The sequence below is a fragment of the Cyanobium sp. WKJ7-Wakatipu genome, assembly GCF_024345355.1.
GTDB classification, from domain to species: Bacteria; Cyanobacteriota; Cyanobacteriia; order PCC-6307; family Cyanobiaceae; genus Cyanobium_A; species Cyanobium_A usitatum.
Map to the genome: position 1 here is coordinate 140,919 of NZ_JAGQAY010000001.1, position 25,518 is coordinate 166,436.

At 61.1% G+C, this 25,518-nt stretch carries 29 protein-coding genes and 1 tRNA gene; 15 read left to right on the forward strand and 15 right to left on the reverse strand.

Going from position 1 to position 25,518, the window contains the following annotated elements:
• Positions 1-32 precede the first annotated feature (32 nt).
• Positions 33-884 carry a DMT family transporter gene (locus KBY83_RS00740; RefSeq protein ID WP_315858906.1) on the forward strand — a complete coding sequence of 284 codons (852 nt, stop codon included), beginning with the start codon at positions 33-35 and terminating at the stop codon, positions 882-884.
• On the opposite strand, the gene KBY83_RS00745 is transcribed toward KBY83_RS00740, so the two are convergent.
• Both KBY83_RS00745 and KBY83_RS00750 read right to left on the reverse strand, forming a co-directional pair.
• Positions 853-1,299: a hypothetical protein gene (locus tag KBY83_RS00745; RefSeq protein WP_255017826.1), complete on the reverse strand. Its 447-nt coding sequence runs from the start codon at positions 1,297-1,299 to the stop codon at positions 853-855. The two genes, KBY83_RS00740 and KBY83_RS00745, sit on opposite strands and share 32 nt — an antisense overlap.
• 17 nt (positions 1,300-1,316) lie before the next feature.
• Positions 1,317-1,718: a hypothetical protein gene (locus KBY83_RS00750; protein WP_396093159.1), complete on the reverse strand. Its 402-nt coding sequence runs from the start codon at positions 1,716-1,718 to the stop codon at positions 1,317-1,319.
• A gap of 99 nt (positions 1,719-1,817) precedes the next feature.
• Between KBY83_RS00750 and ruvA the strand changes: the two genes are divergently transcribed.
• From ruvA to KBY83_RS00765, 3 genes are all read left to right on the forward strand, one after another.
• A complete protein-coding gene (gene ruvA, locus KBY83_RS00755; protein ID WP_106501864.1) occupies positions 1,818-2,465 on the forward strand; it encodes a Holliday junction branch migration protein RuvA in 648 nt (215 codons plus the stop codon).
• A 91-nt stretch (positions 2,466-2,556) separates the two neighbouring features.
• Positions 2,557-2,826 (forward strand): 30S ribosomal protein S15, encoded by a 270-nt coding sequence (gene rpsO, locus KBY83_RS00760; protein ID WP_106501986.1) that lies wholly within the window; start codon positions 2,557-2,559, stop codon positions 2,824-2,826.
• Between the two features lie 11 nt (positions 2,827-2,837).
• The gene (locus KBY83_RS00765; RefSeq protein WP_255017828.1) at positions 2,838-3,269 is read left to right on the forward strand and encodes a PAM68 family protein; all 432 of its coding nucleotides are present in this window, start codon (positions 2,838-2,840) and stop codon (positions 3,267-3,269) included.
• On the opposite strand, the gene KBY83_RS00770 is transcribed toward KBY83_RS00765, so the two are convergent.
• The 9 genes from KBY83_RS00770 to KBY83_RS00810 all read right to left on the reverse strand — a co-directional run bounded on the left by KBY83_RS00770 (position 3,249) and on the right by KBY83_RS00810 (position 13,954).
• Complete coding sequence (locus KBY83_RS00770) at positions 3,249-6,791, reverse strand: DNA polymerase III subunit alpha (RefSeq protein WP_255017829.1); 3,543 nt, start codon at positions 6,789-6,791, stop codon at positions 3,249-3,251. The genes KBY83_RS00765 and KBY83_RS00770 overlap by 21 nt on opposite strands.
• A 113-nt stretch (positions 6,792-6,904) precedes the next feature.
• Positions 6,905-8,389, reverse strand: coding sequence for an Asp-tRNA(Asn)/Glu-tRNA(Gln) amidotransferase subunit GatA (gatA, locus tag KBY83_RS00775; protein ID WP_255017830.1), 1,485 nt, complete (start codon positions 8,387-8,389; stop codon positions 6,905-6,907).
• Between the two features lie 57 nt (positions 8,390-8,446).
• Positions 8,447-8,686, reverse strand: coding sequence for a DUF1816 domain-containing protein (locus KBY83_RS00780; RefSeq protein ID WP_106501869.1), 240 nt, complete (start codon positions 8,684-8,686; stop codon positions 8,447-8,449).
• Positions 8,687-8,747: 61 nt separating this feature from the next.
• Positions 8,748-10,433 carry a 23S rRNA (guanosine(2251)-2'-O)-methyltransferase RlmB gene (gene rlmB, locus KBY83_RS00785; RefSeq protein WP_255017831.1) on the reverse strand — a complete coding sequence of 562 codons (1,686 nt, stop codon included), beginning with the start codon at positions 10,431-10,433 and terminating at the stop codon, positions 8,748-8,750.
• 15 nt (positions 10,434-10,448) lie between these two features.
• Positions 10,449-10,856 (reverse strand): ribonuclease III domain-containing protein, encoded by a 408-nt coding sequence (locus KBY83_RS00790; protein ID WP_255017902.1) that lies wholly within the window; start codon positions 10,854-10,856, stop codon positions 10,449-10,451.
• A 16-nt stretch (positions 10,857-10,872) separates the two neighbouring features.
• Positions 10,873-11,217 carry an STAS domain-containing protein gene (locus KBY83_RS00795; RefSeq protein WP_255017832.1) on the reverse strand — a complete coding sequence of 115 codons (345 nt, stop codon included), beginning with the start codon at positions 11,215-11,217 and terminating at the stop codon, positions 10,873-10,875.
• 95 nt (positions 11,218-11,312) lie between these two features.
• Positions 11,313-12,449 carry a glutamine-hydrolyzing carbamoyl-phosphate synthase small subunit gene (carA, locus tag KBY83_RS00800; protein ID WP_255017833.1) on the reverse strand — a complete coding sequence of 379 codons (1,137 nt, stop codon included), beginning with the start codon at positions 12,447-12,449 and terminating at the stop codon, positions 11,313-11,315.
• Entirely contained in the window at positions 12,446-13,516 is a 1,071-nt protein-coding gene (trpD, locus tag KBY83_RS00805; protein WP_255017834.1) for an anthranilate phosphoribosyltransferase, read from the reverse strand. The genes carA and trpD overlap by 4 nt, the downstream gene beginning before the upstream one ends.
• A gap of 105 nt (positions 13,517-13,621) precedes the next feature.
• The gene (locus KBY83_RS00810) at positions 13,622-13,954 is read right to left on the reverse strand and encodes a DUF3288 family protein (RefSeq protein WP_255017835.1); all 333 of its coding nucleotides are present in this window, start codon (positions 13,952-13,954) and stop codon (positions 13,622-13,624) included.
• Positions 13,955-14,030: 76 nt separating this feature from the next.
• Between KBY83_RS00810 and KBY83_RS00815 the strand changes: the two genes are divergently transcribed.
• From KBY83_RS00815 to KBY83_RS00845, 7 genes are all read left to right on the forward strand, one after another.
• Positions 14,031-15,812 (forward strand): ABC transporter ATP-binding protein, encoded by a 1,782-nt coding sequence (locus KBY83_RS00815; RefSeq protein WP_255017836.1) that lies wholly within the window; start codon positions 14,031-14,033, stop codon positions 15,810-15,812.
• 91 nt (positions 15,813-15,903) lie between these two features.
• Entirely contained in the window at positions 15,904-16,182 is a 279-nt protein-coding gene (locus KBY83_RS00820) for a hypothetical protein (RefSeq protein WP_254961114.1), read from the forward strand.
• Positions 16,183-16,208: 26 nt separating this feature from the next.
• Complete coding sequence (gene msrA, locus KBY83_RS00825; RefSeq protein WP_255017837.1) at positions 16,209-16,907, forward strand: peptide-methionine (S)-S-oxide reductase MsrA; 699 nt, start codon at positions 16,209-16,211, stop codon at positions 16,905-16,907.
• Between the two features lie 8 nt (positions 16,908-16,915).
• Positions 16,916-17,206 (forward strand): hypothetical protein, encoded by a 291-nt coding sequence (locus KBY83_RS00830; RefSeq protein ID WP_255017838.1) that lies wholly within the window; start codon positions 16,916-16,918, stop codon positions 17,204-17,206.
• 13 nt (positions 17,207-17,219) lie between these two features.
• Positions 17,220-17,414 carry a hypothetical protein gene (locus tag KBY83_RS00835; protein ID WP_106501878.1) on the forward strand — a complete coding sequence of 65 codons (195 nt, stop codon included), beginning with the start codon at positions 17,220-17,222 and terminating at the stop codon, positions 17,412-17,414.
• A complete protein-coding gene (locus KBY83_RS00840; protein WP_254931489.1) occupies positions 17,411-17,752 on the forward strand; it encodes a hypothetical protein in 342 nt (113 codons plus the stop codon). The genes KBY83_RS00835 and KBY83_RS00840 overlap by 4 nt, the downstream gene beginning before the upstream one ends.
• Before the next feature lie 11 nt (positions 17,753-17,763).
• Positions 17,764-17,837, forward strand: a tRNA-Pro gene (locus KBY83_RS00845).
• Positions 17,838-17,941: 104 nt separating this feature from the next.
• Here KBY83_RS00845 and KBY83_RS00850 read toward each other — a convergent pair.
• Both KBY83_RS00850 and KBY83_RS00855 read right to left on the reverse strand, forming a co-directional pair.
• The gene (locus tag KBY83_RS00850) at positions 17,942-18,166 is read right to left on the reverse strand and encodes a hypothetical protein (RefSeq protein WP_106501879.1); all 225 of its coding nucleotides are present in this window, start codon (positions 18,164-18,166) and stop codon (positions 17,942-17,944) included.
• A gap of 118 nt (positions 18,167-18,284) precedes the next feature.
• Complete coding sequence (locus KBY83_RS00855; protein WP_255017839.1) at positions 18,285-19,139, reverse strand: 3'-5' exonuclease; 855 nt, start codon at positions 19,137-19,139, stop codon at positions 18,285-18,287.
• A gap of 124 nt (positions 19,140-19,263) precedes the next feature.
• Between KBY83_RS00855 and KBY83_RS00860 the strand changes: the two genes are divergently transcribed.
• Both KBY83_RS00860 and KBY83_RS00865 read left to right on the forward strand, forming a co-directional pair.
• Entirely contained in the window at positions 19,264-19,719 is a 456-nt protein-coding gene (locus KBY83_RS00860) for a peroxiredoxin (RefSeq protein ID WP_255017840.1), read from the forward strand.
• 2 nt (positions 19,720-19,721) lie between these two features.
• Positions 19,722-20,456, forward strand: a complete 735-nt coding sequence (locus KBY83_RS00865) for a DUF1350 family protein (RefSeq protein ID WP_255017841.1) — start codon at positions 19,722-19,724, stop codon at positions 20,454-20,456.
• A gap of 127 nt (positions 20,457-20,583) precedes the next feature.
• Here the strand turns inward: KBY83_RS00865 and KBY83_RS00870 are convergent, their stop codons facing one another.
• Positions 20,584-20,724, reverse strand: a complete 141-nt coding sequence (locus tag KBY83_RS00870; RefSeq protein ID WP_255017911.1) for a hypothetical protein — start codon at positions 20,722-20,724, stop codon at positions 20,584-20,586.
• Between KBY83_RS00870 and KBY83_RS00875 the strand changes: the two genes are divergently transcribed.
• A complete protein-coding gene (locus KBY83_RS00875) occupies positions 20,692-21,708 on the forward strand; it encodes an FIST N-terminal domain-containing protein (protein ID WP_255017903.1) in 1,017 nt (338 codons plus the stop codon). The genes KBY83_RS00870 and KBY83_RS00875 overlap by 33 nt on opposite strands.
• Positions 21,708-23,438 (forward strand): bifunctional diguanylate cyclase/phosphodiesterase, encoded by a 1,731-nt coding sequence (locus KBY83_RS00880; protein WP_255017842.1) that lies wholly within the window; start codon positions 21,708-21,710, stop codon positions 23,436-23,438. Before KBY83_RS00875 ends, KBY83_RS00880 begins: the two co-directional genes overlap by 1 nt.
• On the opposite strand, the gene acs is transcribed toward KBY83_RS00880, so the two are convergent.
• Positions 23,435-25,417, reverse strand: a complete 1,983-nt coding sequence (gene acs, locus KBY83_RS00885; protein ID WP_255017843.1) for an acetate--CoA ligase — start codon at positions 25,415-25,417, stop codon at positions 23,435-23,437. The two genes, KBY83_RS00880 and acs, sit on opposite strands and share 4 nt — an antisense overlap.
• Positions 25,418-25,518: the final 101 nt, after the last annotated feature.

Sequence of the window (25,518 nt, forward strand, 5' to 3'; positions counted from 1 at the left end):
CGAAGCCTGATTCTGACCAGGGAAGGCAAGCCATGCTCGGCATGGTTGCCAGTGCCCTGAGCTTTTCGCTGATGGGCGTCTGCGTCAAGCAGGTGGGAGGGCGCATTCCCGTTGCCGAGGTGGTGTTCGCCCGGGCGATTGTTAGCGTGGCCCTGAGCTGGTGGCTGCTGCACCGAGCCGGGATTCCAGCTTGGGGCAAAAGGCGCTGGCTACTGATCTGGCGCGGAGCGATCGGCACGGCCGCCCTGGTGTGTGTTTATGCCGCCCTAGCGGCCTTGCCCTTGGCTGCGGCCACGGTGCTGCAGTACCTCTACCCGCCGTTCACGGCCCTACTGGCCTGGCTGATGCTCGGTGAGCCAATCGGCAAGCGGGTGCTGGCGGCCATGGCCCTGGGCTGGCTCGGGGTGTTGCTCGTCGCCCAGCCGGCCGGCCTGCTGCAGGGCGGCACGACCCTGCCGCTTTTTCCCGTACTGATCGCAGTTACCGGTGCCCTATTCACTGCCCTTGCCTACGTAAGCGTGCGCTCCCTGGGCGCGAGCGAGCACCCGCTGGTGATCGTTTTTTACTTCCCCTTGGTGGCCCTGCCCTTGAGCCTGCCGCTGGTGGCCCTCAATCCCGTGCTTCCCACCCCAGCGGAGCTGCTTTGGCTGGTCGGGGTTGGGGTCTTCACCCAGCTTGGTCAGGTGTATCTGACCCGCAGCCTCACTGCCCTGCCGGCGGCGAGAGCAACGGCGATCAGCTACGTGCAGGTGCTGTTTGCCGGAGGCTGGGGCTGGTTGCTATTTGGTGAGTCAATTGACAGCTGGACCATCGCCGGGGCTGGCCTCGTTCTGGCAGCCACCCTGGTGAGCCTTAGCCACAGTCGGCAACAGAAGCGGTCTTAGCCTCGTCATGGGCGAGAACCCGGCGGCAAAACTCCACCAGCTCCTCCGGCGTCATGTCGTGTTTGGCGTCATTGGTTCGCCAGGCGCAGATAACGAAATTTGGCTCGGGAAGATTGGAATGGTGATCGATTGTGGGAAGTAGGGCGTACTGCTTCTTGTGTGCACCCTTTCCAGCTTCAGCTTCCCGGTTGTCGTAGGTGCCAATCAGATGCCAGTCGAGCTGCTCGCCGGTCCAGTGGTCCAGGCCGCCCGATGCAACCACGGCGTTGTGAATGGCGATGCGGTATTCCTGCACGTTGCTGCTGCCGCCACGTTTCTGATCCCGCTTGCACAGGGTGACAGCCTTGCGCTGCACCCAACCGGGGTAGATGCGGGCGGCTGTCTCAGGCAGCCAGGCAGGTGGGCTCGTATCCATCCTTCAAGTCTTGCTGATCAGCCCCTTGGCTTGAGTGGTAGCGGGTCGGTGATCCAGGTCTGCTGGCCGTCAGTGCCGGCAGATGGGGCAGGGCCCACGGGGCGGGCCAAACGCCAGCTTTGGCCGCGCTCGCCCCGCTGCAGAAAGAGCTCAAAGGGACTGTCCACCCGGATCGGATCGCCAGCGAGGCGCCAGTCGAACTGGCCCTCCAGCCGCAGCCCCTTGGCCTCGCCGATCCCGATCGGCTGCTGCTGAGCCACCCGCACCCGACTCACCTCCGGCATGCCGCCGGCATCTAGGGCCAGGGCATCAGCGATGGCGCCCTGGGTGAGCTGAATCTGCAACTCCAGGGCTTGCAACAACACCGATCGCGGCGGCTGAGCGATAGCACTGCAACCAGTGAGCACCATGCAGACCATCAACAGCAATGGCAGCAACCAGGCGCTCAACCGGGGAAGCGGCAGGGGCTGGGCACGGCTGAACACGGCGGGCACGATGGGGAACCTATTACTGACTCCATGATCGGCTGGCTGCAAGGGCAACTCAACCATCCCTGGCAGCAGGACAAGCGCTATGGCCTGCTGCTGGTGTGTCAGGGGGTGGGTTATGAGGTTCAGGTGAGCCAGCGGCAATGGCAGCAGCTGCCGCAGGAGGGCAGTGCTCTGGGGCTGCACACCCACTTGGCCATCCGCGACGACGCCTGGATTCTCTACGGCTTTGGTGAGCGCCACGAAAGGGATCTGTTTCGGGAATTGGTTGCCGTAAGCGGCGTAGGGCCTCAAATGGGCCTGGGATTACTGGGAGTGATGGATCCCAGGGAGTTGGTGCAAGCCATCGTTCAGACCGATCTGCGGCGGCTCTGCCAGGCACCCGGGGTGGGAAAGCGCACAGCCGAGCGCTTGGCTGTTGAGCTGCGGACCAAACTGCAGCAGCGGTTTCTGGGGCAACTGGAAAACCACGGCGATCCGGATTCGCTGGCGGACGGCCCCCTGCTGCCGGCAGAAGGCCGTGATGAAGTGCAGCTAACCCTGGCTGCTCTGGGCTACGAAGCCCTTGAAATCCATCGCGCCCTGCGCGCGGTAGCCGCCGTCGGCATGGGGGAGTCGGCCGGGGCAGAAGATTGGATCCGAGAGTGCTTGCGCTGGCTATCCCGCCCAATGGATTGAGACGGAATACCAATGTCCGTCAGAAGGTATGGTGGGAACTTGCACCGTAGGTCCCCAAACCGGGCCCAGCCTGCGTTTTATTCCCCAGCCCATGCCGCTCACCACCACCAAAAAGCAGGAACTGATCAACGGTCACCAGACCCATGGCACAGACACCGGATCGGTGGAAGTCCAGGTGGCCATGCTCAGTGAGCGGGTCAGCCAGCTGACCGGCCATCTGCAGAAAAACAAGCACGATTTTTCTTCGCGCCAAGGCCTGCTCAAGATGATCGGACGCCGTAAGCGCCTGCTTGGTTACCTAAATGGCATCAGCAAGGAGCGCTACAGCGCTTTGATCGCCAAGCTCGGCATCCGGGGCTGATCGAGGCAGCCATGGCCGGAAAGGGAATGCAAGGTCGCGCCCAATCGGGCAAAGGCAACCCAAAACCGGCCCGGCGTTCCGGTCCCAGCCAGCAGGTAATCCCTGACGCGGTTGCCAATCGCATGGCGCGCCGAATTGCAATCGGCACTGGCATTCCCACCGTCATGGGCATGGGCGTATTTATTGGTAGCTACCTGTTAGTCAGCCGCCAAATTTTTGACGTTCCACCCAGTGCCACCTTGGCGGCATCGGGTGGATGTTTTTTTCTAGGGCTGTTGGGCTTGAGCTTTGGTGTGCTTTCCGCAAGCTGGGAAGAGAAGCCAGGCAGCTTGTTCGGCACCGAGCAGATCGGGCTAAATATCAGCCGCTTGCGCAGCTCGATTAAGGCGATGCGCAATGGTGCAGATAATCAGCCAACCAGCTCAGGCCGCCAAGAGCGGTGAGCTGATTCGGGCCTGAAAATCGGCAGCGGTGAGGGTATCAAGGGCAGCGCCCACATCGCCTACGCAAAATTGGGGGCCAAGCCGCACGAAGCGGGTCTGGCCCGCCTGACGGACCAGAGCCACCACAGGTACTCGCAGGCCAGCCTCGTCCTGGGGTGGCTTGTGGCGATGTAGGCACTCGCGCAGGCGGTGCTGAATGGCGATGTCGGCGGCCTGATCGGCAGGCAAATCGACCATCAACAACTGCAGATCGTCAATGGAGCGGCAGTCTTCGACAATTAATTGCACTCGATCATCGCGGCGATCTACCGAGGCCCACACCAGCAAGCGCGCATCCACCATTAGGTGGTCGGCTAAACGGGCATAGCTTTTAGGAAACACGACCGCTTCACAGCTGCCGGTTAGGTCCTCAAGCTGAAGCACGGCCATCCGGTCGCCCTTGCGGGTGTTCACCTGGCGCAGCTCAGGCACCATCACAATTGCGCTCACCTTGGCCTTGTCGGCCATCTCGTCGAGATTGCCCAGGGCGACCGGCGATAGCAACTTCACCTGCTGGGCCAGCTGCTTCAGGGGGTGGTCTGATAGGTAGAAACCCACCAACTCCTTTTCCAGGCGGAGTTTTTCAGTTGGGGGATAGTCGCGCACCGGAGCCGCCTTGGGGGCGGTGCTGATATCGCCCAGGCCGGTGGCATCGGAACCCCCAGCAGAGTCGGCTGCGGCGGTGGCGCCAAACAAATCAAAGAGGTTGCCCTGACCGCTGGCCCGATCCTTGGCACGGGAGCTGGCCCAGTCGATGACTAGATCCAGATCCGCCATCAATTGGGCGCGATTGCCCAGAGGCTCGAGGGCATCAAGTGCTCCTGAATGGATCAAGGCCTCCAAGGCGCGTCGGTTGAGCTGCTGACCAGGAATGCGATCGCATAGCTCAGCTAGGGAGTTGAAACAACCATCGCCAGAGCGGGCCTCAATCAACTGTCGAATCGCCCCATCACCGAGATTGCGAACGGCCGAAAGACCAAAAAGAATCCGATCACCAACGGGTGTGAAATCGATGCCGGAAGCATTTACATCAGGGGGCATCACCTCGACACCCATTGCATTGCAGTTGGCGATATATCGCTGCACCTTGGCCGAGTCTCCGGCGTTGACTGTGAGCAGCGCCGCCATGTAGGCAACTGGGTAGTGGGCCTTTAGGTAAGCCGTCTGATAGGTCACCGCGCCGTAGGCGGTGGAATGGCTCTTGTTGAAACAGTATTCAGCAAACAAAACCATCTGCTCAAAAAGTGCCTCCGCTATTCGCGGTTCGACGCCACGTTCCGTGGCGCCACTAACAAAAAGTCCCTGGTGTTTCTCCATCTCACTCTTTTTCTTCTTACCCATAGCCCGCCGCAGCAGATCTGCTTCGCCAAGGGAGTAGCCAGCCAATTCCTGAGCGATCTTCATGATCTGCTCTTGGTAAACCATGATTCCATAAGTCTCCTTAAGGATCGGCTCAAGCTTCTCGTGGGCTACATCAATTACCTCCCTACCGTGCTTGCGATTAATGAATTTAGGGATCAGACCTGCATCAAGCGGACCGGGCCGGTATAGGGCCAAAATAGAAGAGATATCCTCAAGCGATGAAGGCTTGAGATCGCGAACAATCTGGCGCATGCCACTGGATTCAAGCTGGAAGATGCCCTCCAGATCACCACGAGCAAGCAGGGCATAGGTACCTGCGTCGTTAAGAGGCAGATCATCAGGATCAACCTTGATGCCGCTGTATTGCTGCACAAGATCGACAGTTTTATCGATCATTGTCAGGTTTTTTAGGCCGAGAAAGTCCATTTTCAATAGACCCATCGACTCCACATCTTCCATAAAGTATTGAGTAATCACCTGGCCATCGTTGTTGCGCTGCAGGGGGACCAATTCATCAAGGGGCTCCGCTGCAATCACCACACCAGCCGCGTGCACACCAAAGGTCTTGTTTGTGCCCTCAATACGCATTGCCATATCAACCCAGCGCTGTACCACTGGGTCCTTTTCATATTTCTCCCGAAATTCTGGAGCCGGTGATTCGGTTCCGATCATTTCCTTGAGCTTGGCAGGTTTACCCCGCACCACAGGGATCAACTTGGCCAGGCGATCTGCATCGCCATAGGGAATATCAAGTACGCGGGCCACATCCTTGAGCACCGCTTTTGATGTCATGCGGTTGAAGGTGATGATCTGGGCCACCTTTTCTTCGCCATAGCGCTTAGTTACATAGTCGATAACTTCGCCACGCCGCTCGATACAGAAGTCCGTATCAATATCCGGCATCGACTTGCGCTCAGGGTTCAAGAACCGCTCAAAAAGCAAACCATTGGTAACCGGGTCAATGTTGGTGATCCCTAGGGCGTAGGCCACCAAGGAACCCGCAGCTGAACCACGACCCGGCCCCACAGGTATGCCATTGTCCCGGGCGAAGCGGATGTAGTCCCACACCACCAGGAAGTAGGTGGGAAAACCCATCTGCTCCATTACCTGGAGCTCAAAGGCGAGGCGATCGCCATATTGGGGCTCGAAGCAAACGTCATCGGCCAGGCGTAGGCGCTGCCGGAGGCCCTGCTCGGCCACCTCAGTGAGATAGCTCACCGCTGTGTGACCAGTCGGGATGGGGAAGCGGGGCATCTGATAGCGGCCGAGGATGTCGTAGGCCTCCACCTTTTCAGCCACCTTTGCTGTGTTCGCAACAGCCCGCTCAATCAGCTCGGCAGGAAGGTGGTCATTGAACAGGGAGAGCATCTCTGCCTCCCCCTTGATGTATTCCGTACCCGTGTAGCGCAGACGCTTCACGTCGCTGATCAACTTGCCTGTGAGTACGCAGAGCAGCGCGTCATGGGCTTCTACGTCGTTGGCACTTAAGTAATGGGCATCATTGGTGGCGATCAGTTCAATACCCAGCTCGGCACCGAGGCGGGCAATCCCGGTGTTAACGATGCGGTCTTCGATGCCGCCATGATCCTGGATTTCCAGGTAGAAGTCGTCGCCAAAAGTTTGTTGATACCAGCTGGCAACCTCCCGCGCCGCATCGGGCCGGCCGTGCAAAATCGCCTGAGGAATTTCGCCTCCCAGGCAGGCAGTAGCCACGATCAAACCTTCGCTGTACTGGCTCAACAATTGCTTGTCGATACAGGCACGGGCAAAGATGCCTCGGCCGCGCATGCCGCGTAGGTGGCTGATGCTGGTGAGCTTCACCAGGTTGCGATAGCCGACCGCATTTTTGGCTAGCACCACCAAGTGGTAGCGGCGCTCCTTTTTCTGCTGAGGATCATCAATGGAGCCATTGATGACATACATCTCATTGCCGATGATCGGCTTGATCCCGGCCTTGGCGCAAAGCTTGAGCAGCTCAATGGCGCCATACATGACGCCGTGATCGGTGAGTGCAAGGGCTGGCATGCCCAGCTCCACGGCCCGATCCACCATCGCAGGCAACTGGCTCGCCCCGTCTAGAAGGCTGTAGTCGCTGTGGTTGTGGAGCGGAACGAAGGCCAAGGGCAGGTCTAGCCGGAAGGCATCGGAAGCCTCCCCAAGCTAGGCGACCACGCAAGATCCGGTGTCATTTGCGCGCCAGAGCGGCGCAAAACCACTAGATCTGGGGTCAGTCCCTAGGGCACCAATGGGGCCACTGGCCGAGCCTGCATCACCTGAGCGGCCTGTTCGTAGTGGTGGGCCACCTGAAGCAGGCGCGGCTCTTCAAGCACTCCCGTGATCAGCTGCAGACCAATTGGCAGGCCCTCGAGATCAAAGCCGCAGGGCACATTGATGGCAGGCAGGCCAGCCATGTTCGCCGGGATGGTGAGCAGGTCGGCGAGGTACAAAGCCAAGGGGTCGTCGCTGTGGGCGCCAAAGCCAAAGGCCGTGGTGGGCGAGGTGGGGGTGAGCAGCACATCCACTGCCTCGAAGGCTCGGTCAAAGTCTCGCCGAATCAAGGTGCGCACCTGCTGGGCTTTCTTGTAGTAGGCGTCCACATATCCGGCCGAGAGGGCGTAGGTGCCGATCAGGATGCGGCGCTGCACCTCGTCGCCAAAGCCCTCAGCCCGGCTGCGGGCCGTCATCTCGGCAAGGCTGGTGGCATCCGGGGCCCGGTAGCCGTATTTGACACCGTCGTAGCGGGCCAGGTTTGCAGAGGCCTCTGATGGCGCGATTACGTAGTAGGTGGCGATGCCGTCGTTGAAGCGGGGGCAGCTCACATCCACCAGCTCGCAGCCCAGGGCCTCCAACTGGGCGGCAGCGGCCAGCACAGCAGCCTTCACCTGGGGATCAAGGCCCTCAGCTTCGAAGCACTCGCGCACCATGCCCACCCTCAAACCAGCAACAGGTTGGTCAAGGGCGGCGACGTAATCGGGCACGGGGGCCTGCAGGCAGGTGGCATCGCGCGGATCCGCACCGGCGATCACCTGCAGCAGCTCGGCCGCATCCGCCACCGAGTTGGTGAACGGGCCCACCTGGTCGAGTGAGCTGGCAAAGGCGACCAGGCCGTAGCGGCTGACGCGGCCATAGGTGGGCTTCAATCCCACCACCCCGCAGAAGGAGGCGGGCTGGCGAATCGATCCGCCAGTGTCGGAGCCAAGGGCGGCGATGCACTCGCCTGCAGCCACCGCGGCGGCGCTGCCACCGGAGCTACCACCAGGCACCCTCTCTGGATTCCAAGGGTTGCGGCTGGGTCCGAAGGCTGAGGTCTCGGTGGAGCTGCCCATGGCGAACTCATCGAGGTTTGTCTTGCCAAGCAAGACAGCTCCCGACTGCCAGAGGCGGTCGGTAACAGTGCTCTCGTAGGGGGGGACGAAGTGCTCCAGCATGCGACTGGAGCAGGTGGTAGGGACCCCCTTAGTGCAGAGGTTGTCCTTGATTGCCAGAGGAATACCTGCCAGGGGTGGCAAATCTTCTCCAGCAGCGAGGCGGGCGTCGATGTGGTCCGCATCAGCCCTGGCCCGCTCTGCAGTTATCTCCAGATAGGCGTGAACGGTGGGATCAACCGCCTGGATGCGGGCCAGATGGTGTTCGGTGAGTTCACGGGCTGAAACCTCACCATTGCGCAGCTGCTGACGCCATTGAGCAATCCCCTGTTCGCGCGAATCAGCGATCCCCATCAACCCTGTTGCCAGTTGGATTGGACGCTATCAGCCAGCGGCAACGGCCACTAGCCCTCAGTCGAGCTCGGTGAGCGGTTCGCCCCGTCGGGTGCGCAGTAACTGGTGATCCAGAGAACCCGGAGATTCGGCCCGGAGGTCGTTCAAGAAAGCCGGCAGATGGCTTTCCAGGGTGCCGCGACGCACGAAGGGGCCAAACCAATAAACAGCGTTGGGAGAGTGGGTTTCTACCCGTGCCCACCAGGCCAGACCCAGACCATTAGCGCAGCTGCGCACTGGCCACAGCAGGGGATTCATGAGGCAGGAGCGGCTTGTAGGCCATTCTGCCCGGCGCCGGTACCGAGACCTGATGGGGGAGTCACAGTTGAATATCCCCATGGAAACCAGATTTGGCGGCTGGCTCCGTACCCAGGTCAATGACCGGTTCCTGGTTGGCTGGGGTGGCTGCAGCAATCTGCTGCTCTGCCGGTAGCTCTGACTGATCCTCCGGCTCAATTTCCGGCATTACCTCTTGCTCCAGCTGAGGCTCTTGTTCGTGCAGAAGCTCAGGGGAGCCAGCCGGCTGGATTGTGGGCTCTTCCTCAGGCTCGGGGCTGGCGGCTGGAGCGGGCAGCTGGGGGCGCACCAAGCGGGGCGCGGGCTGGGAACCGCTCAAACCCTTCATCCAGCCACGCCGTGCCACCTCATAGAGCAATAGGGCGGTAGCCACAGAGGCGTTAAGGCTTGGTGTGGCGCCACGCAGGGGGATGCGCACCAGCTGATCGCAATTGCGTCGGGTGAGCATGGAGAGACCATCACCCTCAGAACCGGTGACTATGACCAAAGGCCCAGCTAGATCGGCCTCCTCCAGGCTGACGGTGCCCTCGGCTGCCAGACCCACTACCCGATAACCCTCCTGCTTGAGGGTGTCGAGAGCGCGGTTGAGGTTAACCACCCTTGACACGGGCAAGTGCTCAAGAGCACCTGCCGCAACCTTGGCCACCGAGCCGGTAAGTCCAGCGCTGCGGCGCTGGGGCAAAACCAGGCCATGGGCACCCAGGGCTTCGGCACTACGCACAATTGCGCCGAGGTTCTGGGGATCAGTAAGACCGTCGACCGCCATCAGCAAGGCCGGCTCACCAATGGTTGCGCAGCCCTCCATCAGGGTCTGTAGATCAAGGGTCTCAGCTGCCGCTGTTTGCAGGGTGATGCCCTGGTGCACGGCACCTCCGGTGAGCTGACCCAGGCGCGCCCAGGTGACCTCCTCAACCAGTACTCCCGATGCCTTGGCTTCTCGCAGCAGCTGCAGAAACTTGGGGCTGAAGCGCATTTCTGGAGTGCACCAGACGCGATGAATCGGTCGACCGCTCTCAAGTGCCGCCTGGGCAGGATGCCGGCCCCAGATCAAATCGGCGCTGGGATCGACGCTGTGGCGCTCAGCATCACCGCTGGGCGGCAGGGTATCCGCGTCGACGATCAGCGGCTTGCCAGCAAACCTGCCAGGCGCTGGGCGGGTCCCCGTGTCAAAACGTCGGCTAACAGGGCGACCATCAGGGCGACCGGCCCCTTCAAAGCGACCCCCACCTTCAAACCGACGGCTATCTGGGCGACCTGAGTCGGGACGGCGGCCCTGGGGACGACCTTCAAAGCGGCCGCCGGGTCGCCGCTCGTAGGGCTTGCTGTCTGAGCCAGTGCGATCGCTGGAAAAACGGGAAGCAGGCGGACGGTCGAAGGACGGACGCTCGCTGTCACCACGCCGTTCAAATGGGCGGCGCTCGCCGCGACTACTGGGGCGGTCGGCTGGCCCATCGCGGCGGGGCTGGAAGCGGGATACCCCTCGGGGGGCGGGTCGTGCACCGGTCTCTCGCCGGGGATCCCGATCTCTTGGCCCTTCACGGCCTTCACGGCCCTCACGGCCTTCTCTTCCCTCACTGCCCTCACGGCCTTCACCGGCTCCATCGCGGCGCCATTCAGGCTTGGGACCGCTGAAGCGGGGAGGACGGCCAGCCCCGCGGGCGCCGCCCCCCGTCCGCTTCTCGGGACGGCGTTCAAATCGTGGGCTCATGGCGTTGTCTGCAGGTTATGGATCGATCTCCTGCAAGTGATCTAGCAGCTCGGCTAACCGGACAGGCTCATGAAGAAACAACCAACCAAGCAGGGCCTCAAGGCCCGTTGCCTGGCCGTAGGCCGCCGCATCCCCCCGCCGGGGGCCCCTGCCAGCCCGATTGCGGCCCCGGCGCACAAGGTCTCGCTCCGCATCCGTGAGCTGTTGATCAAGCTTCTCCAGTGCCAGAGCCTGGGCGTCGGCACGCACTACCTGCACAACCTCCTGGTGCAGGGTGTGGGAGCGGCCTGGACGCTGACAGCGCTGCAGGCGGTGATGAAGCTCCCAGACCGCATCACCCAGCCAAGCAAGCTGTAGCGGGCCTAATTCGGCTTGGGGAGGATGGGGGGCAAGGCCAGCTAGCCAGCTCGAAGCGGGCCGCAGCTCAGCCTTTCCCTGCTCAAGCGGCGAGGTTGCCAAGGGCTGTTTCGAGGTCGGGCTGAAGGTGCAGAAATTCTTCTAGGCGCACCAGCTTCACGGTTTGAACAACCCGGGCATTACCCACCACCAAAAATTTCTGCTTATCGCCGTTGCACTGCTTAGCAAGCTGGACCAAGGCGCCAAGACCGGACGAGTCGAGGAAGTCGATGTGGCTGAGGTCGATCACCAAAGGCTGACCATTGCCGCGGTGAGAGGCCACAAATTCGCCGAACTGTTTGTCGGAGTAGGCATCCAGCTGGCCAGTGAAGCGGATCAGCTGGCAGTGGGCCTGCTGCTCGAAGCCTCCTCGCAGGGAGACAGTCAATCGCTGCAGGTCGTTGATGGCTCCAGTCCTCGATCCGTTCTGGGGCGAAGTGTAGGGAGCAATTTTGCCGCTGCAGAAGACTCAACAAAAATGCGTCAGCGGCGGCTGGCCATCAGGGCGGCGAAGCGCGCGAAGTGATGGTCGGCGTCGTGGGGACCGGGACTGGCCTCCGGGTGGTACTGAACGCCAAACACCGGTGCCTCAAGCAGCTCCAGAGCAGCCACGGTTTGGTCGTTGAGGTTGTGATGGGTTACCCGCACTCGGTCGGCGGGCAGGGATTCGGGCACGAGGGCAAAACCATGGTTTTGGCTGGTGATCTCCACCTGCCCTGGGCTGCCGCAAGGGTGATTTAAACCGCGATGGCCGTAGCCCAGTTTAAAAGTGGTGCCTCCAAGGGCCAGCCCCAGGATCTGGTGGCCAAGGCAGATGCCAAGCAGGGGGAGATTGGGCAGGGCGATAAGACTTTTGGCGAGCTCAATAGCGGAGCTAACGGCGGCCGGATCGCCGGGCCCATTGGACAGGAACACTCCCTCGGGCTTGTAACTGAGAACCTGCTCCAAGCTGGCATCGGCTGGAAGCACGGTCACCTCGCAGCCGTGGGCCGCAAGACGCTCGAGGATCGCCCGCTTGATGCCGAAATCAATGGCCACCACCCGGTAAGGGCGATCGGGCTGGGATTGCATACGGGCATCAAAAGCGACCCCACAGGGTTGATCCCAGTGATAAGGATTAGGGGTAGTAACTGATGACGCCAGGTTTAGGCCCTGCATCGAAGGGGCCGAGCGGACTTGATCAAGCAGGGCCGAAGCCGAGGTGCCATCACTGCAAATTGCGCCGTTGATCGCGCCGCCATCACGTAAATGACGCACCAGAGCTCGCGTATCAATTGCTCGAATTCCAACTACTCCATGGCGTAGAAGCCAGCCATCTAGATCACCCTCTGAGCGCCAGCTACTGGTACAAGGTGAAAGCTGGCGCGCAATCACCCCACGCACGTGGGGGCGATCCGCCTCCTGATCGGCGGCGTTGATCCCGGTATTGCCCAGTTCGGGGTAGGTAAAGGTGACCAACTGCCCGGAGTAACTCGGGTCGGTCATGACCTCCTGATAGCCGGTCATGCCGGTGTTGAACACCACTTCTCCGATGGCCGTGCCCCGGGCCCCGAAGGACTCACCCCTCAGCACGGTGCCGTCGGCCAACACCAGCAAGGCAGTGGCAGCGGGCTCGCTCACGGGTTCAGGGCAGTTGCTTTGATCATCCCGCAACGGGGGGCTGGCAGGGCGGCGCGCAGCCGCTCTAGGACTTGCCAGCCAGCTCCATTGGCAATGGCCTGCTGGGCCAAGCTCAGGCCAGCGGCGACTGAGTCGGTCAAACCAGCGGCCCATAGCACCAGCGCTGCGTTGAGGGCCACCACATCAGCCTGGGCGCGGCTAGCTCGGCCCTGGAGCACGGCTTCGAGGATGGCTTGGTTGGTGGCGAGATCTCCGCCCGCCAGATCGGCGATCGGGGCAAGCTGCAAGCCCAAGGCCTCAGGGTCGAGCTGGTCACTGCTCACAACTCCAGATTTCACCAGTCGCAGCGAATTAACTCCAGCAAGGGAGGCCTCATCAAGGCCGCCCTGACCATGCACAACCACAGCCCTGCGTAGCCCTAGCCGGGCCAGAGCCTCAGCCATCGGATCGAGCAGATCAGGCCGGGCCACCCCGAGCACCTGGGCCTCGGGACGCAGGGGATTTACCAATGGGCCCAGCAGATTGAAAACAGTCCGCACCCCCAGGCTGCGGCGCAGGGGGGCCAGCCCCACCAGTGCCGGATGCCAACCAGGAGCAAACAAAAAAGTCACCCCCGCACTTGGTAAGGCACCAATCACCTGCTCCTGGGGGGCCTGCAAGTGAATGCCCACTGCCTCCAGCACATCGGCTGATCCCACCCGACCACTGGCACTGCGGTTGCCGTGCTTGGCCACGTGGGCGCCACAGGCGGCAGCCACAAACGCCACAGCCGTTGAAATATTGAAGCTGTCGGCCCCATCGCCACCGGTGCCACAGGTATCGACAAGCGCGATAGAAGGGCGGGAAGCCGGCAGGGGACAAGCTTCTCGCAAGACCTCAGCCATGGCTGCAAGCTCCTCGCCATTAACTCCCTTGGCTCGCAAGGCGGCCAGCAACCCTCCGGTAAGCACTGGATCGATCTGTTCGCTTAGCCAGCCCTGCATCAGCGCGGTGGCCTGTTGGGCCGACAGCGACTCGCCATTGAGCAGCTGGTCCAACAGGGCAGGCCAGGACTGAACAGTGGGCATAGCTAGTAAAAAGCCCGGGTGCAAAGCACTCCGGGCCGGGTGATGGGGACCTATCCACTATCACCCGAAGAAGGGGTAAATGGCGATGACTGCCTTGGCAAAGTGTCAGGTCTGCTCCTGGTCAGCGGTGTCAAAGCTGGAGCCCACCGCCTCACTCGCCGCTGGTGCGGGCCGAAAACCCTTTGCCCAGATTGCCTGGGTGCGGCTGTGCAGATCTTCACGGCTAATTCCCCACAGGCGCAGGGTCTTGGCCAAATCTGAGCTGAGATCACGGGCACCGGGAAAGGCCTCGTAGCGCATCAACAAACGGGCGGCATCAACCAGGTGGTGGTCGGCTGGCACCTCAGCGGCAAGCAGCCGATCCACTACCTCGCGATCCGTGGCGTAAAGGGGATGGCTTTGATCATTGCTGCCGGATTGGGAAGGATCGGAAGCCATGGCTCAGCTGTTGCTGAGGCCAGCCTGCCGGAAAAGCAGCTGCCTAGGTTGGTGGGACCTGTGAAAACGGCCCCTGATGGGAGCCATACGGCTGGATCTGATCCGTCGCTACCTGCGGCCCCATCGCAAGGTGGTGTTAATCGGCGTCGCCGCCCTTGTGGTGGTGAACCTGCTGAGCGTCTCCATTCCCCTTTTGGTGCGGCGGGTAATCGACGACCTGCAGGATGGTTTCGCTCTTCAAGACGTGCTGGCTCAGGCGGCGCTGATCGTCGCCCTGGCAACGGTGATGGGGGCGGTGCGGCTCTACTCACGCATGCTGGTGTTCGGGGTAGGCCGGCAGGTGGAGGCCGAGCTCAAACAACAGATTTTTGATCACCTGCTCAAGCAGGAACCCGGCTGGGTGCAGACCACAGGCAGCGGCGAGGTGATCAGCCGAGCCACCTCCGACGTCGAAAACGTGCGCAGGCTCCTGGGCTTCGCCGTGCTGAGCCTCACGAACACCGTGCTGGCCTACGCGCTCACCTTGCCAGCGATGCTTTCCATCGACGGCTGGTTGACCGTGGCGGCGGTGGGGCTCTACCCCCTGATGTTGATGGTGGTGCGCCTGTTTGGCGGTCGCATGATGCGCCAGCAACGCCGCCAGCAGGAGGCCTTGGCCTCCTTAAGCGACCTGATCCAGGAGGACCTCTCCGGCATCAGCGCCATCAAGATCTACGGCCAGGAGAGCACCGAGCAGACCGCCTTCGCCGGTCGCAACCGCATCTACCGGGATGCAGCCCTGAATCTGGCCCGCACCCGCAGCACCCTGTTCCCGCTGCTGGAGGGCATCTCGTCCATCAGCCTGCTGCTGCTACTCGCCTTGGGCAGTGGCCAACTTGAAAGTGGCCGCCTCAGCATCGGCGACCTGGTCGCCCTGATTCTGTTTGTGGAGCGGCTGGTGTTCCCCACTGCCCTGCTTGGGTTCACCCTCAACACCTTCCAAACCGGCCAGGTGAGCCTGGAGCGGGTAGAGGAGCTGCTGCGACGGCGGCCCTTGATCGTTTCTTCAGCTTCACCAACTCCCCCAGCCAAGCCCGCTCGGGGGGCTGTGGTGGCCCGCGGCCTCACCGTGCGGTATCCCAACGCGCCTCGACCAGCCCTGGTGGACGTCAGTTTTGAGCTCCACCCCGGCGAGCTTGTGGCAGTGGTGGGGCCCGTGGGCTGCGGCAAAACCACCCTGGCCCGTGCCCTGGGGCGCATGGTCGAGGTCGATCCCGGTCAACTTTGGCTCGATGGGGTCGACATCACCGCTCTGGATTTGGCTGAACTGCGGGGCCAGGTGGGCTTAGTACCCCAAGAGGGCTATCTGTTTACCGCGAGCCTGGCCGACAACCTGCGTTATGGCGAGCCGGATGCGCCGTTTGAGCGGGTCGAGGCAGCAGCTCGCCAGGCCAGGCTTGAGGGCGACATCAAGGGATTTCCCGACGGCTACCAGACCCTGGTGGGGGAGAGAGGAATCACCCTTAGCGGCGGCCAGCGACAACGCACAGCCCTGGGGCGGGCCCTACTGGTTCGCACCCCCCTATTGGTGCTTGATGACGCCCTAGCCAGCGTAGATAACACCACCGCTGCCGAGATCCTGCGCACGATTCGCAGTGAGCAGGCCAATGTCCAGTCAAATGACCAAGGTCTGGGTCGCACCGTATTGATGATCAGCCATCAGTTGTCGGCGGCTGCCGCCTGTGATCGAGTGCTGGTGCTCGAAGAGGGCCGGCTTGTGCAGCAGGGCCACCACAGCGAGCTTGTGGCTGAGCGCGGCACCTACCGTCGCCTTTGGGATAGGGAGCAGGCAACGGAACAGCTGAGGGCGGCCGGCTGATCTCAATACTTGTTGAGCTGTTCAGCCAAGTGACCTAGATGGGGCTTAGGTGGATGGTGTCGCCTTTTGCGTACCACGCCTAGGAGCATCCATGGAGCCAGTTGCCCCGATTACCGGCTTGCCCTACCGGCTGCGCTGCACCCTGACCTTTGGCGACATCTACGGGCAGATTTTGATCTGGATGCTGGTGATCTTCGCCAGCCTGGCGGCTGGCTTGGCCTTGATGGGGGCCAGCAAGCCGATCTTTGCCCTTGTGGGTGTGGGCCTGATCCTGGTGCTTTCCCTGCCGTTCCTGCTGTTCGCCTTCACCACCACTCTCCTTAATCACATTGCCTTTGAGCCCGACGCGGCAACTAAAGGGACTCTCTAGGCTCCGATTTAATTGCAATTAGCAGCGTGTTCGGCCTGTTTCAGGGCACCCCTCAGGCTCAAGCTCCCCACGTTGTACTGGGCACCCCAATTGATGCGGCCATAAAGGGCGGCCAGTCGGAGGTGGTTTTCGGTTGCGGCTGCTTTTGGGGAGCCGAAAAGGGCTTTTGGCGCCTGCCTGGCGTGGTTACAACAGCCGTGGGCTACGCCGGTGGCTCAATCCAGCAACCCAGCTACGACCAGGTCTGCTCTGGACGCACGGGCCACAGCGAGGTTTTGCGGGTGGTATGGGATACGGCCCTGATCGATTTCAGCGATTTGCTGAAGCTGTTCTGGGAATGCCACGACCCCACCCAGGGGAATCGCCAGGGCAATGATCGGGGCAGCCAGTACCGCTCGGTGATCTATGCGGATGATCCTGGTCTGGTGGCCCTAGCAGAAGCCAGCCGCGACGCCTACCAGGCCCTGTTGAGCAGCGCTGGCTTTGGGGAGATCACCACTGAGCTGCGCAGCAACCAAACCCTTTGGTACGCGGAGCCATATCACCAGCAATACCTAGCCAAACCCGGCAGCCGGCCTTACTGCTCGGCCCAGCCAAGCGGCCAAAGGCTCGGTGAATTTGCGGGCTCGGCCTACAAGCTCGATCCACGGGTGTGGTCTTCCTATGACTGGACGGTGGCCCACTGCGTGTTGCGGGGAGAGAATGCCCCAATTCAGCTGGCCTGAGCATGTCCATGCCGCTGCTTGCCCTCGCCTTGCTCTCAATGGGGTCGCCCTGGTGGGAGGACTACGGCATCACCGAACAATTCATCTGCCCCGATCAGAGCCGGGTCACCCTGGAGCGCAATGACGCCCAAGCCTCCCTGCTCACCGGACGCTTCCGCTCCACCATGTTTCGCGAGGCCTCATACCTACCAGGCATCCGTTATCGGAACGAGCAACTGACCTTGGTGCTCAAGGGCGATGTGCTGACTATGGAGCAGCAATTCAGAAGGTTGGAGTGCCTGCGCACGGACCAGGTATGAGCAGGACAGAGCTGTGAACCCCTTACCGGATCGCCTGGTGATTCTTTGGTTGCTTATCACCCTGGGGCTCTGCTTTGCCCTGATCTTCTGGAGCGTCAAACTGAACCCGAAGCCCGAACCCCAGCTGCAATGGCGCGATAGGCCCTCCGGTCAGCCGACCGGTCAGCCATCCGGCAGGTTGAACGACCCCAAGGCCCCCCTGCTGTGAGCAAGCTCGAGCCCAGGCCACGCAACCGCCCCCTGCATCCTCTGCCTAAGGGGCTTGTGGAGCTCTATGGGTTGCTGGCCGTGTTGTTTGTGCTGGTGCCTGAGTGGATGGCTGGGGGCGCCCTGCTGAGCTTCTCAGCCAATCGCAAAGGGTCGGACCTGCCTGCGGCCTCAGCCGTATGGAGCCGCTTGCCCGAATTGCGGCTGGCAGGCCTGGGGGTCGGTGAACTGCGGCAACTAGCCCGTCGCCTGCGGGTTCCTGGGTATGCAGTTTTGGGACGGGAGCGACTCACAGAACGGCTGATACGCCGGCTGAAACAGCGCAAAGCGCTGTGGTAACTTCGAACTGCCGGGGCGTAGCGCAGCTTGGTAGCGCACCACTTTGGGGTAGTGGGGGTCGCAGGTTCAAATCCTGTCGCTCCGATTTCGACAATTCACCGATTGCCAAGGTGACCTTCTTCCATGCCGGCTTCCCCAGCCGGTTTTTTTATGCCGCTCCGCCGCTTGCCAATAAGGGCATGCAGGCAATCAGGGCAACCTGGTGCTCACTTTTAGGCGTTCCAACCAGAGATTGACGCGACGTCGCAGCCGGGGCGGCACCTCCTGCAGCAGCTGACCCAGCTCATGGGCGCCGACCCTGCGCAGATCGCGCACATCGACCCGCCAAAGCCCCTCGGCTTCGCGGATCAGCCGCGCCCAAGTGCGCACGGCCTGCCAGCGGAGCAGCCGCTGCCGCGGCATCCGACCAGCCATGGATCCATGGCAACTACCAACTCAGCCTGTGGCAGCCACGGCCAAATGGCGATAACGCGCCGTTCGGCTTCGGAGATTGGAAGAAAAACCATGACGTATGGGCACCAGTTCCGGGAGTTCAGGCCACTTGTGAATCGGCCTCCACCCTCTGCACCTCAAAAGCCAGGGCTAGGGCCTGGCGCTCGCTTAGTCGACGACTCCAGGCGCCTCGCACCGGTTCATTCCAGCGAAAGCCTGCCTGTTTGGCCTTATGCCGTTCGGCATAGGGAAGATTGGCCCGATAGAGCAGCTTCGGCTCCATAGCTGCTTTTAAGAGGTCTTCGAGGTTGGCGCAACGCTCCAATACTTGAACTAGATAAGTGCAATCGGCAAGGGCCCGATGGGCAGCCCACACCGGCACCCCGTAGGCCAAGGCCAGATCGCGCACCGAAGGGGACGTCCTCAGGTGTCGCTCAGGCGGCCACTCGATATCGTCCATCGAGCAGATCCATGGCTTGTCAATAGCCGGCAGCGGTCCAAGCCCAAACCACTTGGCATCAAAGGCTGCGTTGTGGGCGAGCACCGCATCGGCCCCGGCGAGCAGGGCAAGGAAATGCTGGAGGCCCGCCTGCCAGGGCTGGGGGAGTCTGGTCACTTCAGCAGCAATGCCATTGACATGCTCCGCCGGGTTGGCAGCAGCTGGCAAAAGAAAGGAAACCTGGCTCAATACCGACCTACTGGGTACATGAAACAGAACTGCTCCTACCTCGATGCACTGGGCTGAAACCGGCTCCAGACCCGTGGTCTCCGTGTCCAGGATCAGCAGGTTGCTAGGTGTTGATCGCGGTTGTGGATAGCGGTTGGAAGGGCTGGGATCACGAGCCACAACCTGCTTGGGCTGGGCCGCTGGGCTCAAGGCCGGGGTTGCACTCACCAGGCTCAGCAGGTCGCTCTGCTGCCAGAGGCTTGGCTGTTCCTCAATCGGGCCAGTCACATCTGCCTGCGTCGCTCAACCCATCGTCCCAGCCCACCGCTAGAAAAACAGCTACGACTTGGACTACGACTACGGCAACCAGGACAGCTGCCTAGGGTGAAAACGGTTGCCCAATTTGATTTAGATGGCACTTGCCGCCGGAGATCGAGCCCCCCTCGTCGCCCTTAATGATCAAAACGGTGAGGGGCGCCGTAGCGATCAGCTAGCCGGCAAGGCTTTGGTGCTGTTCTTCTATCCAAAGGACGACACCCCAGGCTGCACCGCTGAAGCCTGTGCCTTCCGTGACAGCTACGCCGACCTTCAGTCCCTGGGAGCTGAGGTGTGGGGTGTCAGCGGCGACGACCAGGCCAGCCACCAGCGCTTTGCCAGTCGTCACGACCTGCCCTTCCCGCTTCTGGTGGACCAAGGCAACGCCCTACGCAAAGCCTTCGGAGTGCCGAATGTGCTGGGGTTGCTGCCAGGCCGGGTCACCTACGTGATCGACCGCGAAGGCGTAATCCGCCATGTGTTTAACAACCTCCTTGATGGCGCAGCCCATCGCAACGAAGCGCGGGCGGCCTTGCAACGCCTTCCCCTCTGACCATGACGCTCTGGCGGCAGCGCGGCGATATCTGGCAACTGGAGGCCGAGCGACCCAGCCGCGGCACGGTCGAATTCATCGGCGGCAGTTACCTGGCGGCGACCCCCCAGCTCAGCTACCGCCGGCTTCTGGAAGCACTGGCGGCTAGAGGCTGGCGGATTCGGGCCTGGACCTATGTGCCTGGCTTCGACCACCAGGATCAGGCCAATACCGCCTGGCGGCGGTTCCGTCAGCTGCGTGATGCGGATGGTGAAGGGGGCGACTCCAGCAGGCTGATGCTGCGACTTGGCCACAGCCTGGGCTGCAAACTGCACCTGCTGGCACCTGATGGGGGGCGGGGGGGCGCCGGCCTAGTGGCCTTGAGCTTCAACAACTTCTCAGCCGAGCGCTCGATCCCACTGTTGGCGGAGCTCGGTCAGCAGTTCAACTTTCGCAGCGAGTTCAGCCCCTCACCGGAGGAAACATTGCAGCAGGTGGCTCGCACCTACCTCCAACCCCGCAACTTATTGGTGCGCTTCAACCGGGATCAGATCGACCAAAGCCAGCGGCTGCTGGGGGTGCTGCAAGGTCGTAGTGGAGATGCCAGCCTGCTGAAGGAATTCCCGGGCGATCATCTCGCCCCCGCTAGTGCGGGGCTGCGACAGAGCCTGCTGGGCCAGTGGGCCGACGATCCTGCTAAAAAAAGATCCCTAGATGGCATCGCAGCCGCGGTTGATGCTTGGGCCAGCGGGTCCTAGATTTGAGTCGATCCTACGGGGCTTGACAATTGTGGGTGTTAGTCGGGGATTTGCACCGACGCAGGAGCCAGCCTCAATGGTCACTTCGATGGTTGCTGAGAGCTGGGTCAAGGTAGGCGCCTCCTCGTTAAACGACACCGGCCAGGCCCTTGAGCAGGCACTGCAGGCTCTGCAATGCCCCCAGGATCCCAAGCTGATCGTGGCTCTGCTTGCGCCAATTTTTGATCTGGCGGCGATAGCCGAGCAGCTCCATGGGACCTTTCCCCATACGCAGGTGATTGGTTGCACAACATCTGGTGAAATCACCCCAGACGGTGCGGTGGCCAATTCCCTGGTGCTGTGGGCACTGGGAGGTTCAGCAATCGAGGTAAGTACGGGTTCCGGCCAGGGTGATGCGCACGGCCTACGCAAGGCTGCAACCGAGGCCGCCCACTGCCTGGACCATCTTGAGCAACGGGCCAATACGGTCTTGATCGTGCTCTCCGATGGCCTTTGCGGTGATCAAATGGATGTGGTACGCGGCGCCTACGACGTAGCTGGAATAGACGTTCCCCTGGTGGGAGGCTGCACCGGCGACTATCTAGCGATGAGCCGAACCCGGCAGATCCATGGCCGTAGGGTTAAGACTCAGGCAGTGGTGGCAGCAGCAGTTAGTTCCGACCGCCCCTTAGGCATCGGCGTAAGCCACGGCTGGACCCCAGCCAGTGACCCTATGATGGTCACTGGCAGCAAGGGAAAAATTCTATCGACTTTGGAAGATAAGCCAGCACTTGATGTATACCTCGATTTCTTCAATCCGGAAGATATTGTTCGGACCGATCCCACCGCGTTTGCCAATTTTGCCGCAACTCACCCCATTGGAATACGCCGGCGCGATAAAATCGAGATGCGTCACGTCACCGGCTTCAACCCCGATAGGCGAGAACTGATCTTGGTGGCAGAGGTTCCCCAGGGAGCCTTGGCTTTCCTCACTGAAGGCAATTTCGACTCGGTACTTAATGCTGCGGCCCAGTCCTGCATTACGGCTGTGGATGCCCTAAACGGGTTCCCGCCGGCTGGCTTACTGCTGTTCGACTGCGTCTCACGAAGGGCAGTATTTACAGAAGAGCGAGTACATGAAGAAACTGATTTAATCACCAGTAGTTGCGGGGCCATACCGATGGCAGGGTTTTATACCTATGGGGAAATTGCACGCACAAAAGGCGCAGGAGGTTTTCATAACCAAACTCTTGTAACTCTGGCGATCGGCTAATGGAGACCACCTCCTGGTCCCTGCACATGCTTTCGGAGATCCTCTCAGCTTTCTCCACGGAGGATCCAGATAATCTCCGCAATGTGCTCAACCGGGTGGCAGAATCCGTTGATGCCGAAGTGGCTGCAATCATCTGCAATCGATCGATTGACTGGTGCATCGGGCTATCAGAAGATGACCAGCAACTACTTCTGGAGGAATTAAACAACCAACCCAGCGATATCACTATACGATCAGGTATTTTACGCACCTGTTGGGCTCCTATGGGGCCGATGGACCTGCTGTTTGTGGGCCGCCTTGGCGAACGCTTTGACTTGGAGGAACGTTCCCTGCTTCGGGCTATGGCTCGTAGTATCGAACTAAGTATAAAAATGCTTAGGGCTGTTACATCGGAGAGAGAGGCACGTAAGGACGCCCTTCTTCAAGCAACTCATGACGCCCTTACTGGACTGCCCAATCGGCGCATGGTGCTGGACCGCCTGCAGGCGGCGATTGATCATCTGTCAGCAGACGCCTCCCTTTTGACCGCGGTGCTTTTTATCGATATTGATCGCTTCAAGTGGATCAACGATGCCTATGGACACAGCGCCGGCGACCAGCTTCTAATTCACGTCAGTCGTGTCCTAAAACAAGTGGTTCGCCATGATGATCTAGTCGGTCGTCTATCGGGAGATGAATTTATCGTTATCACCCATACAAGCAACCGAGATGATGCCAGTCAATTGGCCAGCCGGATTATCGCGGAAATCCGCCAGCCCCTAAAGGTTGCTGGCTCAGAACTCAGCCACACCGTGTCGATCGGCATCAGCTTTGCCCAAATAGGAGATAGCCCATCAACTCTGCTGGAAAATGCGGACATGGCTATGTATCAGGCAAAGGCCTTAGGGCGTGGTCGCCACTCAACCTTTCATTCGACCATGCGTCTGCAAGCCCAACAACGTCTCTCGCTAGAGAAGTCCATCGGCAATGCGGTGCAAAACGGGGAAATCAAACCCTTTTTACAACCCATCTTCCGCCTCGTTGACGATACCCTCACGGGCTTTGAAGCCCTGGCTCGCTGGGAACATCCCCAACTAGGACTGCTGATGCCCGCCGCCTTTCTGGAACAAGCCGAGGAAAGTGGCCTGATCCAGGAGATCGACATGTGTGTGTTTGCGAGTGCCTGCGCTACTATCGGCAGGTGGCAGCAGATTCACGGCCTAGCTAATCTGAGGCTGTCTTCAAACCTGTCTGCCCGCAGTCTTGCCGACCCACGGGTGAAGGTACGCATCAAAGAAATACTAGAATCAACAGGAATCAATCCGGTTAGTGTTTACCTAGAGATTACAGAAACAACCCTTGTTGATGACATTGAATCGACAAAAGCCACTATCAACGCACTGCAAGATCTTGGCCTACGACTGGCAATTGATGATTTCGGCACGGGGTATTCGTCATTGCTATACCTAAAGCGCTTCCCGGTAGGGGTTCTTAAAATTGATCGCTCATTTGTGAGCGGATTGGGAAAGAATCCAGAAGATGAGGTGATTGCAACCACAATTCTTACTCTCGCCAAGGCTCTCGAACTGGAGGTAGTGGCTGAAGGAGTGGAAAGGGAGGCCCAGATGAATCGGATGCGCGAATTGGGTTGTGCTTACGGCCAGGGATATTGGTTTGGACGTCCCATCACCATTGAGTCAACGGACGTCGCCTTCATCGAACCGCTTCGCCTGGCCCCCTTAACCCCCTAAACCCTTAGGGCATCGAGTACGGAACGGTCCTCCAAGGTGGAGGTGTCACCAGTCACTTCCTGGCCAGAGGCCAGGGCCCGCAGGATGCGGCGCATGATTTTGCCGCTACGGGTTTTGGGCAGGGAATCGGTGAAACGAATTTCATCGGGCTTGGCAATCGGTCCGATCTCTTTGCCCACATGGGCCCGCAAATCGGCAATCAGGGCGTCGTCGCCGCTGCGACCCGCCTCCAAGGTCACAAAGGCCACGATCCCCTCACCCTTGAGATCATCGGGCCGGCCCACCACCGCCGCCTCAGCCACCGCGGGATGGCTCACAAGAGCACTCTCAATTTCCATCGTGCCGAGTCGGTGACCACTCACGTTGATCACGTCATCAACGCGGCCCATTACCCAGAAATAACCGTCGGCGTCCCGGCGGGCGCCATCACCGGCGAAATACAAGTAGGAGCCATCTGCGGGTCTGATCTCCTCCCAGTAGCTCTTGCGGAAGCGCTCCGGATCGCCATGCACGGTGCGCATCATCCCTGGCCAAGGCCTACGCACCGCCAGATAGCCACCGGCATCAGCCGGCTGGGAAACGCCGTCCATGTCAACGATGTCGGCCGCGATTCCCGGCAGGGGCAGGGTGCAGGAGCCCGGTTTGGTGGGGGTGGCGCCGGGCAGGGGGCTGATCATCACGCCGCCGGTCTCGGTCTGCCACCAGGTGTCCACCACCGGGCAGCGGTTATGGCCGATCACGTCGCGATACCACATCCAGGCCTCGGGATTGATCGGCTCACCAACGCTGCCGAGGATTCGCAGCGAGCTCATGTCGTATTGATCGGGCACGGCGCGGCCGCTCTTCATGAAGGCCCGGATCGCCGTGGGGGCGGTGTAGAAGATCGTGCAGCGATGCTTCTGAATCACCTCCCAGAAGGCGCCGGGTTTGGAGGGCCGCGGTGCACCCTCGTACATCACCGTGGTGGCGCCATTGGAGAGGGGCCCGTACACGATGTAGCTATGGCCGGTGATCCAGCCCACATCGGCGGTGCACCAGTGGATGTCGTCGTCACGGATGTCGAAGATCCACTGGAAGGTGAGGTGGGCCCAGAGGTTGTAGCCGGCAGTGGTGTGCACCACCCCCTTGGGCTTGCCGGTGGAGCCGGAGGTGTAGAGCACAAATAGGCGGTCCTCGCTGGCCATGGGCTCGGCGGGGCACTCGGCGCTCTGCCCATCCACCAGCTCGTGCCACCAGTGGTCCCGGCCGGCAGCCATGGCGCAGTCGCCCTTGATCCGCTGCACCACCAGCACATGCTCAACGCTTGGTGCGCCGCCATTTGCCGCGAGTGCCTCATCCACCGCTGGCTTAAGGGGCACGGGCTTGTCCTTACGGAAACCGCCATCGGCGGTGATCACCGCCTTCACCTGGCCATCGATCAGCCGATCCCGCAGGGCATCGGCTGAGAAGCCGCCAAACACCACCGAGTGGGGGGCACCAATGCGAGCACAGGCCAGCATGGCAATGGCTGCCTCAGGGACCATCGGCATGTAAAGGGCAACTAGGTCCCCCTTGCCGATGCCAAGTGCCTTGAGGGCATTACTCGCCTTACACACCTCGGCATGAAGTTGGCGGTAGGTAAAGCTGAGACTGTCGCCGGGCTCCCCTTCCCAAATCAGGGCGGTCTTATCGGCCCGCGGGCCAGCGAGATGGCGATCGAGGCAATTGAAACTCAGGTTGGTGGTGCCCCCAGCAAACCACTTGGCGAAAGGCGGATCACTCCAATCGAGCACCGAGTCGAAGGGCTCAAACCAGTGCAGCTCACTACGGGCCAGGTCGCCCCAGAAGGCATCGGGATCACGATCAGCCTTGCTGCATAGGGCCCGGTATGCATCTAGAGAGCCAATGCGGGCCGAGGCGGCCAGCTCAGCAGGCGGCTCAAACAACCGTTGCTCCTGGAGCACCGATTCGATCGTCGGGCCCGTTGTGGCATCAGGCATAGGTGGCAGACAGGCGGTTACTGACGGGCGGTATCTAACAGGCGGTCTCTAACGGGCGGTTGCCATAGAAAAATTAAACCAGGTGGCGCCGCAGTCCCAGG